Below are 14,485 nucleotides of genomic sequence, written 5' to 3' on the forward strand. Positions count from 1 at the left end.
AACACCGCTCTTGGGGCGCTTTTCGCATCCACGACAATCGCCTAGTTTGCGTTGAGATTAGGTCACGGCGAAGGGATACCGGGATTGATACTGTCGGGCTCGAATACGGAGCAGGCTGCGGCGGCCAATCGGGCCATGATTCTCGCCGCAATTCACCGCGGCGCCCCGATCTCGCGCACGGAGCTTGCCCACCAATCGCGGCTGACGAAACAGGCCGTCACCCGCATCGTGGATCGATTGCTCGATGAAGGACTCGTTATGGAGGCGCGCCGCAGGCACGGCCTGCGCGGACAACCTGCCATCGAGCTGGAGATCGATCCCGAAGGCGTGTTTTCGGTCGGCGCGAATATTGATCGCGATCACCTCACGATCGTCGCTGTGGATGCAGCCGGCACGGTGCGCGGACGCATCCATCACGAAAGGCGCTTTCTGCTACCGGACGACTTCGCGGGCTTGATGGCAGACGCGCTATCTTCCTTCAGACGCCGCAGGGTCATCGAAGAAGCTCGTCTGGCGGGGATTGGCCTTGCTATTCCTGACTGGCTCGGAGAGGTTAAAGTCGTCGGCTTTCCATCAGAATACCGGCGATGGAATGGCTATGACGTGCGCGGTGCGCTGGAGGCAATTTCCGATCATCCGGTGTTCATCGACAACGACGCCAACGCTGCTGCGCTCGGTGAAATCGAGTATGGCCTCGGCACGGAAATCGGCAGTTTCTTTTACATCCTCGCCAATGCCTGTCTCGGCGGCAGCCTCGTCATAGATGGGGTCCGTCATAAGGGCGCCAGCGGAATCGGCGGAGAAATTGGCTGGCTGCCGGTCGTCTTTGATGATGGCCCGTTGGCCGGTAGCACCCAACCACTCGGCGAAATGTTCTCGCTGTTCATCCTGTTTGACTATCTTGAGCGCAACGGCATCAAAGCGACAACCCCGGGAGATCTTCTCAACCTCGACGATGCGGGACGCAGCCGCGTCAGCAGGTGGCTGCGCAAGATCAGCATCAAGCTTGCCCAAGCAATTGTCGATATCGGCATGATCGTTGATCCGGAAGGTGTTCTCATCGGTGGTCGCTTTCCTGTCCGTCTAATTGATGAACTGCTTGTCTACGTCCACGAGGAGATTACCCGGCTTGGCGCACGAGCGCCGTTCCTTCACCGGGCGGCCGGCTCGGAAGATGCCGCGGCTCTGGGTGCCGCCGCAATCCCGCTTGCCCATCGCCTGGGGTTGCCATCCGCCGAACCGGGTCAGAGGTTTCGAAATCCAATCAGCAGCCGACAGTCCCAGGACCCGGCAGCGTGACAGTTGGCAGGGCGCGTCAAGCGATCATGGACGGTCATCGGGCAAAAGTGTCTCGGAGAACGGTCGCAATGCGGCGCCGACAGCGACCCCTGCCCACGGAAAGGACGCCCGCCGCACGGATGGTATCCAAGGCGCAATCACGAGATCGCGAATTTTGTCGTCCCGTTCGCGCGACAGGCGCGCAATGATTGCCTCGAAAACATCGTCGGGCAGAGCACCACCGATGAGGATGGCGCCCGGAGCGATAAATCCTGAAATCGCCAGGACCGCCTCATGAAGATGGCGCGCAGCAATCGCCACCCAGCCATCGGTTGCGCCCGGGTGGGCTGCAAGGTACGCTTTGAGCGAGGGCAAGGTCGCGACTTCGTTCAGGCTTGCACCATCAACACCCGAGCGCATGTCGCCGATCTGGCCAGCCAATCCGTGAACACCCCGAAACGGCCGCCCGCCGATCAAAAGCCCGGCGCGCACAGTCTCGTCGACGATGACGATCACCAGACCGCCTTCGCGGTCACCTATGCCCAACATACGCTCGGCATTGACCGCCGCCTCGGTGTCATCAAGAAAAAAGAGCGGGCCAGCGTCCAATTCAAGGCTAGCCTCGATGGCTTTCCGATCGAGCGGCAACCCGGCCGAGAGAGCGATGCCGCATCCCAGCAGTTTGCCAGAGAGGCCAGCGGCATGGCGGATGTGCAAAACAGCCTCCTTGATTTCTTCGGATTTTGTGAAAGCGCGCTGTTGAGGGATCCTGCCGGCAAGATCCATGACGACAGCTTCGCCGCCATGCGCACCGAGGCGGATTCCCAAGGAATATGCGGCGTCGGCTCGCAACGAGAACTCGAGCGCCGTGTAGTGCGCAGTTGTGGGACGCTTTTTCCCGCTGACCAGGCCCGCATCGGCCAGGCGGCGCATAATCCCCGTTATAGCCGGCTCCGTGAGCCCAAGATGCCTGGAAAGCTCCTGGCGGGTAAGCGGCCCAAAGCGGCGCAGGAGCCCCATGGCCGTGCGGGAATTGTGATCTGCAATGTCGACCGGGCTGATGCCTGGACGATCATCGTTGCGATCCCGCCCCCTCGATGCGCCAGATATCGAAAGCCGCCGTCCTGTTTTCAAATCAAGCCATTCCCGCTACGATCGACAATGCAATACCGGGTCTTCGCCTGCATCAAAATGAAAAAATGCGCTTACGGGCAAACTGAAGGAATGGCGCCGCCCTCAAACGGCAGCCGGAACAGGCGAACCGCCCGAGCGCGCCGGTCATTCCCTGTACACGTTTCAGAACAGGCGTGACGCTTTCATCATTCAATCACGCCTGTCCTTAGCGCCGCGGCCACCAGAGCCGTGTCTTTGTAGACTGCAAATGTATCCTTCAGCGCTTCGATATGCGTTCGCACGGTATGCACCGAGCACCCGAGGATGATCGCAATCTCCTGCGCGCTCTTTCCGTCGCACATGAGCGTCAGGATTTCCCTCTCTCGCTTGGTGATGTGGATCTCGTTCAAGTTCTTCCTCTTCGCTTACCGCATTGCGTGGCTCCTAATAGATATAGGTGCGTCGTGGGCTCGCCGGAGGCAGAACGAACCCGTTTTCGAGAATTCTGGGTGCACCTCGTGCAACAATGCGTCACCGCTACCCGGTCTGAGCATTGCGGCGGTCTCGACCGCACCCTTTGTTCAGTTCAAACCGGCATCGAACGGTTACGGCTCGCAGCATCTCCGTCAGTCTCCAGCTCGCGCGTTCTCTCAATGGCAGAACCTGCGGCCTTATATAAGCACTTGCGGAGCGAAGCACGACGGCAATCATGCCGGAAGTGTCGGCGTGTTTGCACGCGCAGAAGCGATCGCGACACGACCTGGTTGAGCAATTTCGCAGAAAAGCCATTGCGATTGCGTCCGACGCACTTTACGGTTGTGTTTTGTGTCACCTGCTGCAAAGGTAGATTATGCTTAGTTCCTTCCGTATTCTGGAGATTATGCAGCAGGGTGTCGCGCTGCTGGATGCAGACTTGCGGGTTGTGGTTTTCAACGATCGGATAGGCAAACTGTTGCAGGCCCCCAAAGGGGCTATTGACGTCGGCGTCAGCGCGACAAGGATGGCTGCTCAGATTCCGATCCTTGGCCGGACGCAGCAATCCGACGACAGTCAAGAGAGCTGGCTCACGCATCTCCTCACACGTTCAACCTTGTTCTATCAGGAGATCTCAGTCGGTGACCGGATCGTCTCGCTGACCTCCACGCCGGTGGACGATGGCGGATGGTTGATCAGCTGTGATGACATTTCGGCGCTGGCCAGCATAAGAAGGGATATGGCCGATCAGAACCGCCGCTTCGATGCGGCACTGGCAAACATGCCGCACGGTCTGTGCATGTTCGATGCTGACAAGAACCTGTTGCTGTGCAACGCAGGCTATTGTCGCTTGTACGACCTGCCCGAAACCTTGACACGGCCGGGAACGCCTCTTTGGCAAATCCTCGACTATCGGCAAACAGCTGGAAACGCACCGGTTCAGCAGGAGGCGTATTTCGATGTTGTCGTCGAAGCCGCGCTAAAGGGTTCCGCTGCCAGTGAGAATATCGTCTTGATGGACGGCAGGGTGATAAAGATCACACATAACCCGATGGAAAATGGCGGCTACGTCGCAACCCATGAAGACGTCACCGAATCCGTGCGCGCCGAAGAACAGATCAAACACATGGCTGGTCACGACCCGCTGACTGGCCTGCCCAATCGCACGCTCCTACGTGAGAAGCTTGAAAAGGAATTGGCCCTTGGTAACGGGGGCAAGCGCAGCGCGCTATTATGCCTGGATCTGGACCACTTCAAACATGCGAATGATACATTGGGGCATGCCGTCGGCGACCTCCTGCTTAAGGCCGTAACCGACAGGCTGAAGACATGCCTGGGTGAGGGCGATAGCATTGCCCGGCTGGGCGGCGACGAATTCGTCGTCTTTCAGGAGGAGGTCCAAACGAAGGAACGCGCCGCGGCACTTGCCCAAAGACTTGTCAATGCCATCGGCGAAACGTTTATCGTCGAGGGGCAGCCTATTCAAATCGGGGTAAGCATCGGCATTGCGATTGCTCCTGACGACGGCGACACGGCAGATGGTGTGCTGAAGAATGCCGACACCGCTCTCTACAAAGCAAAAACGGGCGGCAGAGGCACCTATTGTTTCTTCGAGCCTGCATGGATGCCGGCATCCAGAAGCGGCGCAAACTCGACGCCGACCTTCGGCAGGCTATCGCAGGCGGCCAGTTCGAGATCTACTATCAGCCGCAGGTCAATGCAGGAACCGAAGAGGTTGTCGGCTTCGAAGCACTCTTGCGTTGGCACCATCCCGAGCGGGGCCTGGTTTCACCGGATGAATTCATCCCGCTGGCGGAAGAAACCGGCTTGATCGTGCCACTCGGAGAATGGGTGTTGCGCCAGGCCTGCAAAGATGCCGCAAACTGGCCGGGGCATGTAAGGGTTGCGGTGAACCTTTCACCAGTCCAGTTCAGAAGCCCCTCGCTTACCCATACGGTTATTTCTGCCCTTGCTGATTCCGGTCTGTCGGCTTTTCAGCTTGAACTCGAAATCACCGAATCCGTCCTCCTCACTGACAGCGAGACGGCCCTAGCAACCCTGCACCACATCAAGGGGCTTGGAGTGCGGATTGCGATGGACGACTTCGGTACCGGATATTCCTCCTTGAGCTATCTGAGGCTTTTCCCGTTTGACAAGATCAAGATCGATCAATCATTCATCCGTGAACTTGGAGATTCCAAGGATTGCGCTGCCATCGTGAAGGCGGTGGTTGATTTGGGATCCAGCCTCGGTATCACGACCACTGCCGAAGGCGTCGAAACGACCAACCAGCTCGATCAAGTGAGGGAGCACGGCTGCACCGAAATTCAGGGATATTTCTTCGGAAAACCTCTGCCTTTCAGTCATGTCGAGAAACTCTTGCGTAAAGGCTCGCCTTCCCAGTCGCGCTGAGAAGCCTTCGGAAGCCAAGCCGCCTGGCCGCTTCTTGTCTGACCAAAACGCGGCAGACCATCGCAGTGAATAGGCTTCGCCGCAGCATTCCCTCAAAGCACGACCAGGCGCCAGCGCAGATGGAAGAACGCTACTCCTTGTGCCTTAGGAAGACCGTCGCGAGCGGCGGCAATGTCAGAAGGACGGAATACTGCTTGCCGTTACTTGGCTGGCGTTCTGCCCGGACCTCAGTCTGGCCAAGATTGGCCCCCCCGTAGATCGCCGCGTCGGTATTGAATACCACCTGCCAGCGGCCCTCCGTGGGCACACCGACCCGGTAACCGTACCGCGGAACAGGGGTAAGATTGGACATAATCAGCATGAGCGACGAGCGGTCGGGCGAACTGCGAAGCATGCCGTAGACGGAGTTTTCCGCGTCGTCTGCGACCGCCCATTCGAAGCCAGCGGCATGAAGGTCGCTGAACTGTAGCGCCGGCTCTTGCGCATAGAGCCTGTTGAGGTCACGGATCAACCGCTGAATACCTGCATGAGCGGGACTGTCGAGCAGGTCCCAACGAACGGAGCCATCGTGGTCCCATTCACTCTCCTGGGCAAGCTCGCACCCCATGAAAATGAGTTTCTTGCCTGGATGCCCCCACATGAAGCCGTAATAGGCGCGCAGATTAGCAAGCCGCTGCCAGTGATCGCCGGGCATCTTTGCGAAAAGCGAACCCTTGCCGTGCACAACCTCGTCGTGGGAAAGCGGCAGCATGAAGTGTTCGGAATAAGCATAGATCATGCCGAACGTCATCGCCGAATGATGGTATTTGCGGTGAACTGGATCCTCCTGCATGTAGTGCAGGGTGTCATGCATCCAGCCCATGTTCCACTTGAAATCAAAGCCGAGGCCGCCGTCCTCGGGACGCGTCGTGACCCCTGGCCAGGCGGTCGACTCTTCGGCAGCCGTAAAGGCATGCGGGCACCGATGATGGATGATGCTATTCAGGTGCTTGAAGAATTCGACCGCCTCCAGATTCTCGCGTCCGCCATGGACGTTGGGGATCCATTCGCCCTCGTTGCGGCTGTAGTCGCGGTAAAGCATTGAGGCGACCGCATCGACGCGCAGACCGTCGACGTGATAGTGCTCCAGCCATTCAAGGGCACTGGCGATCAGAAACCCTTTCACCTCGTTGCGCCCGAGATTGTAGATCAGAGTGTTCCAGTCCTTGTGGAAGCCCTCGCGCGGGTCTTCGTGCTCGTAAAGCGCGGTGCCATCGAAGCGGGCAAGTCCCCAGACATCGGTTGGAAAATGCGCCGGCACCCAATCGAGAATGACGCCAATGCCGGCAGCATGGCAGCGATCGACGAAATAGGCAAAGTCATCCGGGAGGCCGTAACGGCCGGTCGGGGCAAAAAGGCCAAGTGGCTGGTAGCCCCAGGAGCCGCCGAACGGATGTTCCATGATCGGCAACAGTTCGATATGCGTAAAGCCGAGATCTTGGACATAGGGAACCAGCCTCTGGCTGAATTCGACCCAGTCGAGGGGCCGGTTTGCCTCCTCGGCAATCCGAAGCCAGGAGCCAAGATGCACCTCGTAAACTGACATTGCGCCTTCGAGCGCGCGCTCGGCGCTGTGAGCACGCATCCAGTCTTCATCGCTCCAGCGGAAGGGTTTTGAGGGCGCGACGATCGAAGCCGTAGAGGGTGCAGCCTCGCTGGCACGGGCAACCGGGTCGGCCTTTTGCGGCAGGAGATTGCCGTTGGCATCAATGAGTTCGAACTTGTAGCGTTCTCCATGCGTCAGGCGCGGGATGAAGAGTTCCCATACGCCGGCTGAAGGACGCAGTCGCATCGGATGCCGGCGACCATCCCAACTGTTAAAGTCGCCAACCACGGAAACCCGCCGCGCATTGGGTGCCCACAGACAAAATCGCACGCCCTGTATGCCATCGATCTCCATCGGAATGGCGCCGAGCGTGCGGCCGAGATCATAGTGGGTGCCCTGAGAAATCAGATGCAGGTCAAGCTCACCGAGCAGCAATCCAAAAATATAGGGATCCTCCGTCTCCTGCACGGCATCCGGCCAGTTGATGCGAAAGAGATAATTCGTCGTGCTGCCGATTGCCCCGGCAAACAGGCCACCTTCGTGAATCGTCTCCAGTCTGGTCAGCACGCGGCCGGTGTCAGCCTCGACGACGTCGACGGACGCTGCCCCGGGCAACAAGGCTCTTACGACGGTAAAATCGCCATACTGGTGGCGTCCGAGGATCGAGAATGGATCACCGTGACGGCCTTCGACGAGAGCCTGAAGGCCCTCCTGCACAGTGCCGATCATCAAGTCTGTGCGCTCGTATCTCATGCGACTTTCTCCAGCAGTCTCGATGCGATGGCCGAGAGACCGCCAAGCGGCAGCGCCAGCCAGTGGGGTCGGTTGCGCGCTTCATAGGCGATCTCGTAAGCGGCTTTCTCCAGTAAGAACAGATCGAGGATGCGACTGCGCGAATTGGTCGGAATATTGAGTTCGCGCACGCCTTCAATCACTCCGAAATAAGCACCGAGGAATGCCTGCTCGGCCAAGTCGGTGAAGCGCCCAACGAGTGCGCCGTGTCTTTGATCTTCCACCTCACTTACCCGTTCCAGGTCAAGATCGGCGGATGCCGCCAGGTAGCTAAACGACCTCAGGAGGCCTGCGACATCTCGCAGGGGATTGGTCTTTGCGCGTCGTTCGGCAAGATCGCGTGCGGGCTCTCCCTCAAAATCGATGATGTAGGCATCCCCTTCCGCAACCAGGACCTGGCCGAGATGGAAATCGCCGTGATTTCGGATCATCAGCGTACCGACTGCAGCCTTGGCGAGATCGTCAACAGCGTTCAAGAGATCCTCGCGCTTTTGGACGAGAAAGACGATCTGCTGCGCCAGCGCCGGCGCAAGACTGTCGCCGCTTGCCTTAAGCATGTCGAGGCTGCCGCGAATTTGCTCCCTTACAGCGTTTGCCCAGCGAGCGGCGTCCTCATCGGTGATGCGGACGGGCTTGAAGGCTACGTCTTCGGTCGGGCGCGCCAACGCCGCATGCAATTCGCCGAGCCGCTTGCCAACGGTCGCAGCGAACTCGACGAGCGGCTTGAAATGCTCGTCGGCCGCCTTGCCGTCGACGCCGGTCACCACGACCTCGTCGGTCGAGCGACGCAGATTGGCCAGCATCCAGTTCCACGCATCGCCCTGATTGCGAATGGCTCTTTGCACGATAATCAGCGTGTAGCGGCTGCCATCGGGCGTGATATGAACGACTTCTCCGAGCAGGTGCGCGGTATTGGCATATCCGACGCTGGTCAGCCGGCGCGTCATCTCCACTTCCGGATGGACACCGGGGAAGATATGGCGGATGAGTTTTACCATCGCCATATCGCCGACGATAAGCGAGCTGTTGGATTGCTCGGCAGAGAGCCAGTGCACTTGTATGTCATCATCGACGCTCATGCAGTCGAGCTGCGCGGTCCCTACAAACTCGATCTTGCCAGCGCGACCGGCGATGACGGCACGGTCACAGAGACCTCGTATGACGCCGCGTGCAAGACCTTCCATCGCAAATCCGTCAGTCAGGAAGCCGACGCGACGGCCCTGGCGGAGACGGGCAAGGGCAAGCTGCTGGGCCAGAGCGCTGGGCTGGCTGTCATCCCACGACACGGCAAGCGGCAGCAGGTATCTCTCATTGCGAGCTTCCAGCTCGGCTTCCAGTTCCGCAAACAAGATGTTGCCGGCGAACGGAAACGGCATGGCGGAAATCAGGGACGCACGCTTTAACCTCTCGCCCTTGGCGGCGAACCAGCGCCGCTTGCCAAGATAGGCCGGCAGCACCTCGCTCGAAAGCGTACCTGAAAGCCGGGGCTCATCGAGCAGTTCCTGCAGGTCGCGACGCACGACCATGGTCACCATGTCCTGCATCTGCTCGGGAGGCTCGGCGCGCCATGCGGGGCCATCAGTCTCCTGACTGAGCTGGAACCAGAAAAAACCATAAGGGGGCAGCGTGAGCAGATAGGTGAGTTGACCGATCGGCGGGAAAGGAGACATGCCCGTCAGCTCAATCGGGACGTAACCGGCAAAATTGGCAAGATCCAGCTCGACGGCTTGCGGCAGGCGCGACAGGTTGGCGACGCAAAGGATCGTTTCGCCTTGGTATTCCCTAAGATAAGCAAGGATCTTCCTGTTGCCGGGCGACAGGAACCGTAAGGAACCGCGCCCAAATGCAGTATGCTTGTTGCGCAAGGCAAGCATGTGCCGTGTCCAGTTGAGCAACGAATGGGCATCGGCCCCCTGCGCTTCGACATTGAGCGCTTCGTAGCCGTAAAGCGGATCCATGATGGGCGGCAGAACGAGGCGGGCGGGGTTTGCCTTCGAGAAACCGCCATTGCGGTCCGGGGACCATTGCATCGGCGTTCGCACGCCATCGCGGTCGCCTAGATAGATGTTGTCGCCCATGCCTATCTCGTCGCCGTAGTAGATCACGGGAGTACCGGGCATCGAAAGCAGAAGCGCGTTCATCAGTTCGACGCGGCGGCGGTCGCGCTCCATCAGCGGCGCAAGACGTCGCCTGATTCCGAGGTTGATGCGCGCGCGACGATCGGCGGCGTAGATGTTCCAAAGATAGTCCCGTTCATCGTCGGTGACCATCTCGAGTGTCAGCTCGTCATGATTTCTCAGGAAGATCGCCCATTGGCAACTCTCCGGAATTTCGGGCGTTTGCCGCATAATATCGGTGATCGGAAACCGATCTTCCTTGGCGATTGCCATATACATGCGCGGCATCAAGGGGAAGTGGAATGCCATGTGGCATTCATCGCCGTTGCCGAAATAATCGCGGGTATCCTCCGGCCATTGATTGGCCTCGGCAAGCAGCATCTTGCCAGGGTGAGTGGAATCGAGTGCTGCACGGATCTTCTTCAGGATTCCATGCGTCTCTGGCAGGTTCTCGTTGATTGTCCCCTCGCGCTCGACCAGATAGGGGATTGCGTCCAGTCGGAAACCATCGATTCCGGTTTCCAGCCACAAGCGCATCACGCTTAGAAGCTCTTTCAGCACCAGCGGATTATCGAAATTGAGGTCGGGCTGGTGGGAATAGAACCGGTGCCAGTAATAGGCGCCGGCGACAGGATCCCAGGTCCAGTTGGACTTTTCAGTGTCAAGAAAGATGATCCGGGTTTCCGGGAACTTCTGATCCGTGTCCGACCAGACGTAGAAGTCGCGTTCTGGCGAGCCGGGAGGCGCATGGCGCGCCCGCTGGAACCACGGATGTTGATCGGAGGTGTGGTTGATGACGAGCTCGATAACGACTCGCAGCCCACGTTGATGTGCGGCTTCGACGAAGGCCTCGAACTCCTCCATGGTGCCGTAGTCCGAACTGACATTGGTGTAGTCGGCGATATCGTATCCATCGTCACGGCGCGGGGACGGGAAGAACGGCAAGAGCCATATGACATTGGCTCCGAGCGAAGCGATGTGATCGAGCTTCTCATGCAGTCCCTCGAAGTCGCCGATGCCGTCTCCATTGGCGTCGAAGAACGACTTGATGTGGAGCTGGTAAATGACGGCGTCCTTGTACCAGAGGGGATCGGAATCTTGCGTGCTTGTCTGCGTCTCGGTCTGCGTCTGACTGCGACTTGTGGTTGCGACATCCATTGTGCTTCCTCCCTTATCTCACACGCCAGATCGAAAACGGCAGCCCGGCGTGCGGATCGAGTCGAAGGCGCTGAACCTTGCCGGTCCAGGTGAATTTGTGACCGTCGATCAGGTCTTCGAGATCGAGCGCGGCATGGTCCGCGAGGTTCCATGACCAGAGCGGAATTTCCACATCTGCCTCGTGGGCATTATGCGGATCGAGATTGACAGCGATCAGCAGAGCGTTCTCGCGCCCGGGGCTCGCCTTTTCGTAGAACATGATGTTGTCGTTCCAGGCTGTGAGAAGCTGCAGGCCATGGTGGGAATGCAAAGCCGGGTTTTCCTTGCGGATGCGGTTGAGCATCGTGATTTCGGACTTGATGTTGCCCGGCCGATCATAGTCCCAGGCCCGGATCTCGTATTTTTCTGAGTCGGCATATTCCTTGCGCTTGGCGTCCGGACGACCCTCGCAAAGCTCAAAACCGTTATAGACCCCCCATAGTCCCGACAGTGTTGCTGCGAGCGCGGCACGGATGAGATAGGCCGGCCGAGGCGCGTTTTGCAGAAAGTCAGGATTGATGTCGTGCGTATTGACGAAGAAGTGCGGACGGAAGAATTCCTTGGGTTCTTCCGTCGTGATCTCACGCATGTACTGTTCCAGTTCCCACTTGGCGTTGCGCCAGGTGAAGTAGGTGTAGGACTGCGAGAATCCGACCTTGGCGAGCCGGTACATCACCTTGGGTTTCGTGAAGGCTTCCGACAGGAATACGACCTCCGGGTGCCGGGCTCGGATATCAGCAATCAGCCACTCCCAGAACGGGAAAGGCTTGGTATGCGGATTATCGACCCGAAACAGCTTTACGCCGTTGTCGACCCATTTTTGAACAACGTCGCGCAGCGCAATCCATAAGGACGGGATTGCCTCACCCGCGTAGAAGTCGACATTGACGATGTCCTCGTATTTCTTAGGAGGATTTTCCGCATAGCGTATGGTCCCATCCGGTCGCCAGTCGAACCAGCCCGGATGCTGCTTTAGCCACGGGTGATCGGGAGAAGCTTGAATTGCAAGGTCTAGCGCTATCTCCAGGCCCTCGTCCTTTGCCGCATCGACCAACCGCCGGAAGTCCTCGAAGCTGCCGAGTTCGGGGTGAATTGCGTCATGGCCGCCCGCCTGCGAGCCAATCGCGTAAGGACTGCCGGGGTCGCCTGATTCTGCACGCAGGCTGTTGTTCTTACCCTTGCGATTTGTTGTACCGATCGGGTGAATAGGCGGAAAGTAGAGCACGTCGAAGCCCATTGCGCGAATGGCAGGCAACCGCTTGATAACGTCATCGAATGTGCCGTGACGGTTCGCATCGCCGCTCTGGGAGCGCGGGAATATCTGGTACCAGCTTGCGAAGGCGGCAGCCGAACGCTCGGCATCGAGCGGGATGACTTGAGACCGGAGCCGGTAAGGACGCCTATCTGCAGCCGCCATCAGCTCGGCGGTTTCTGTGGCGAGCAGGATTTCGGTGCGCCGTGCATCCTGCGTCTCCGTCAGTTCGTCGAACAAGGCTTTCAGTCGGCTCTTGATCTGGCCGTCGGCGTGATCGAGCGCGTCCAGCACGAGGTTGATGCCTTCCTGGATTTCCAGCCGGAGATCGAGACGTGCCTCGTGCTTCTTAACCAGTTCATAGCGGTAGATCTGGAAGGGGTTGCGCCATGCTTCCACGACGAATTCGTGCCGCCCTAGGCGCTTTGTCACGAATTCCGCTCGCCAGCGGTCATTTTCGACGAGCTCCATGCGGACTTCGTTCCACCCGCTCTGGTCGGCCGGGCGCCAAAGAAGCGCCGCCGACAGGGGGTCGTGACCGTCTCCAAAAATATCGGCTTCAACCTTTATCGTTTCGCCGACAACGCGTTTGACCACGAAACGGCCCTCGTCGACCGCCGGCGTGATTTTTTCGATTGCCAATCTGGCAGACGCTGCGGCCTCGCTTGCTGCAGGTACGGCAAATGCGTCAATGATGGGCACGGACGACAGTCCCTCGAAAACGCGAAGCTCACCCGGTTTCAACTTCAGTTGGGCATCAAGGATCTCATCGCCGGCCTGCGGGTTGCTCAGCGGCAGAAATGAGGATGCGGCCTCCCGCACAAGATTGAACGGAGCGCCAACGCTGCGCCGCAGGTCACGATTGAGGACGACGACACGCACTTTCTGTGAGCTTGGCATATCCTCTTGATCCGTCTGCATCAGAGCAACGGCCGGCGTTTGGCTGGTGGAGATGAGCTTGAGCGGGCGACGTGCGAAACCGGCAGCCGTCTTGTTCGTCCAGGCGTTGACGGCGCGGATATCGCCGGAAAGGTCGAACGCGCCCTGTTCGCGAAGGCCGCGCAGGCCGGTCCCGTCCCCATGCATCGGATCAAGCGGTGCGGCGGCACCATACTCGAAGCCCATTGGGATCATGAGGCCGCTGGCAAATGTCGAAGACAGCCGCAATGCTCGAACGGCCTTGCGCTGTAAGACCTCCCAGCTGTCGGTGCCGTGGGCGACGCGCTTGCCGAACGGCGCTTCCGGAAAGGTGATCTGATAACCGAGCTGCCGCTGGATCTGGTATTCCTCCATGATCCAACGTTCCTCGAGGTCCCACCATGCCAGCGAAGAGAAGCTGCCATCAAAACCTGTTCCCTCCAGGGCCTTGCGGACTTCGAAGTCGCTGCCCGGCGTCCAAGCCAGAAAGGCTGTTTCCGGCGCAGACTTGCGGGTCGACAGGATAATGTTGAACCAGGCTTCCGGCGCCAGGCTTGCGATGCCGAGGCAGCGAAAGCCTGCAATTCCGAGGCCGGTAAGCAGCTTCATCCGAGCGAGCCAGTCGTCGAGATGGCCAGGATCACGTGTAGGATCGATGCGCCGGCTGCCGGCTTTGTGCGGCGGCACGCGCGGATCGGCGACGACTGAACCTGAAGCCTCGTCGACCGCCACCCGATCAATGGCCAGGTCGAGCATAAGCTTGAGCTTGTTGTCTGTTGCGGCTCGGACCAAGGCTCCGACGGCCTCAGTGACAGAACTTCCCAGCCCCAATGCCGGATCGAGGCGATTGTAGCCTTTCGTGACAAAGACACTGCTGTTATGACCGCGTTCGAAAAATGGAGCCGTTAGGACCGTGTCGAAACCGAGGTCTCTCGCATGCGCAAAAACCTCCTTCCACGCCGCCAAACCCTTCAACATCAGGGGATGCACGTAGTAGATCTGCGGCGGAAGTTGCGAGCTTCGCGACACGAATTGCGGGCGCGTGTTCATCGTGAGTCCCTAACCTTTTCAGCATTAACTGCAAGGCCGCCGTGCTTGTTCCTTTTTTTTACTGGCGCAATTGACCATCATTTCCGGACATGGCGCCGGGTTGGGTACGGGATCTCGCTGATCGGATGACGATCTGGCGAGCGTGGTGCGCGCTGTAAGCCGCCTGTCCTAAAGGGTCCGGAAAGCCGCAGTTTGCAGTCGATACTGCTGCCATGGCAGCGCGCATAAGACAGCGCCGTCCGGGGCCGGGCCGATCAGCCACGCATCGAGTGCTACCGTTTAGGGAAGATCCTGGAA

The 14,485-nt window shown here is 59.0% G+C and carries 7 protein-coding genes and 1 pseudogene; 4 read left to right on the forward strand and 4 right to left on the reverse strand.

Features of this window, described 5'->3' with window-relative positions; translation table 11 throughout:
• The first annotated feature begins 135 nt into the window (after window positions 1–135).
• Together A3C3_RS0121955 and A3C3_RS48975 are read left to right on the forward strand one after the other, a co-directional pair.
• Window positions 136–1,299, forward strand: coding sequence for an ROK family transcriptional regulator (locus tag A3C3_RS0121955; RefSeq protein WP_084797003.1), 1,164 nt, complete (start codon window positions 136–138; stop codon window positions 1,297–1,299).
• Between the two features lie 273 nt (window positions 1,300–1,572).
• Window positions 1,573–2,589: a hypothetical protein gene (locus A3C3_RS48975; protein WP_483414371.1), complete on the forward strand. Its 1,017-nt coding sequence runs from the start codon at window positions 1,573–1,575 to the stop codon at window positions 2,587–2,589.
• Between the two features lie 8 nt (window positions 2,590–2,597).
• Here the strand turns inward: A3C3_RS48975 and A3C3_RS0121965 are convergent, their stop codons facing one another.
• Window positions 2,598–2,801 carry a response regulator transcription factor gene (locus A3C3_RS0121965; protein WP_022716742.1) on the reverse strand — a complete coding sequence of 68 codons (204 nt, stop codon included), beginning with the start codon at window positions 2,799–2,801 and terminating at the stop codon, window positions 2,598–2,600.
• A 470-nt stretch (window positions 2,802–3,271) separates the two neighbouring features.
• On the opposite strand from A3C3_RS0121965, the pseudogene A3C3_RS41685 reads away from it, so the two are divergent.
• Both A3C3_RS41685 and A3C3_RS42695 read left to right on the forward strand, forming a co-directional pair.
• Window positions 3,272–4,459 (forward strand): annotated as a pseudogene (locus A3C3_RS41685) (PAS-domain containing protein); the annotation flags it as partial.
• Between the two features lie 26 nt (window positions 4,460–4,485).
• Window positions 4,486–5,277 (forward strand): putative bifunctional diguanylate cyclase/phosphodiesterase, encoded by a 792-nt coding sequence (locus tag A3C3_RS42695; RefSeq protein WP_084797004.1) that lies wholly within the window; start codon window positions 4,486–4,488, stop codon window positions 5,275–5,277.
• Between the two features lie 130 nt (window positions 5,278–5,407).
• Here the strand turns inward: A3C3_RS42695 and glgB are convergent, their stop codons facing one another.
• The 3 genes from glgB to A3C3_RS0121985 are packed head-to-tail and all read right to left on the reverse strand — an operon-like array spanning window position 5,408 to window position 14,188.
• Window positions 5,408–7,615: a 1,4-alpha-glucan branching protein GlgB gene (gene glgB / locus A3C3_RS0121975; protein ID WP_022716743.1), complete on the reverse strand. Its 2,208-nt coding sequence runs from the start codon at window positions 7,613–7,615 to the stop codon at window positions 5,408–5,410.
• Window positions 7,612–10,929: a maltose alpha-D-glucosyltransferase gene (gene treS, locus A3C3_RS0121980; protein WP_022716744.1), complete on the reverse strand. Its 3,318-nt coding sequence runs from the start codon at window positions 10,927–10,929 to the stop codon at window positions 7,612–7,614. Before treS ends, glgB begins: the two co-directional genes overlap by 4 nt.
• Window positions 10,930–10,942: 13 nt before the next feature.
• Window positions 10,943–14,188, reverse strand: a complete 3,246-nt coding sequence (locus A3C3_RS0121985; protein WP_022716745.1) for a maltotransferase domain-containing protein — start codon at window positions 14,186–14,188, stop codon at window positions 10,943–10,945.
• Window positions 14,189–14,485: the final 297 nt, after the last annotated feature.

This window comes from Rhizobium mongolense USDA 1844 (assembly GCF_000419765.1).
GTDB classification, from domain to species: Bacteria; Pseudomonadota; Alphaproteobacteria; order Rhizobiales; family Rhizobiaceae; genus Rhizobium; species Rhizobium mongolense.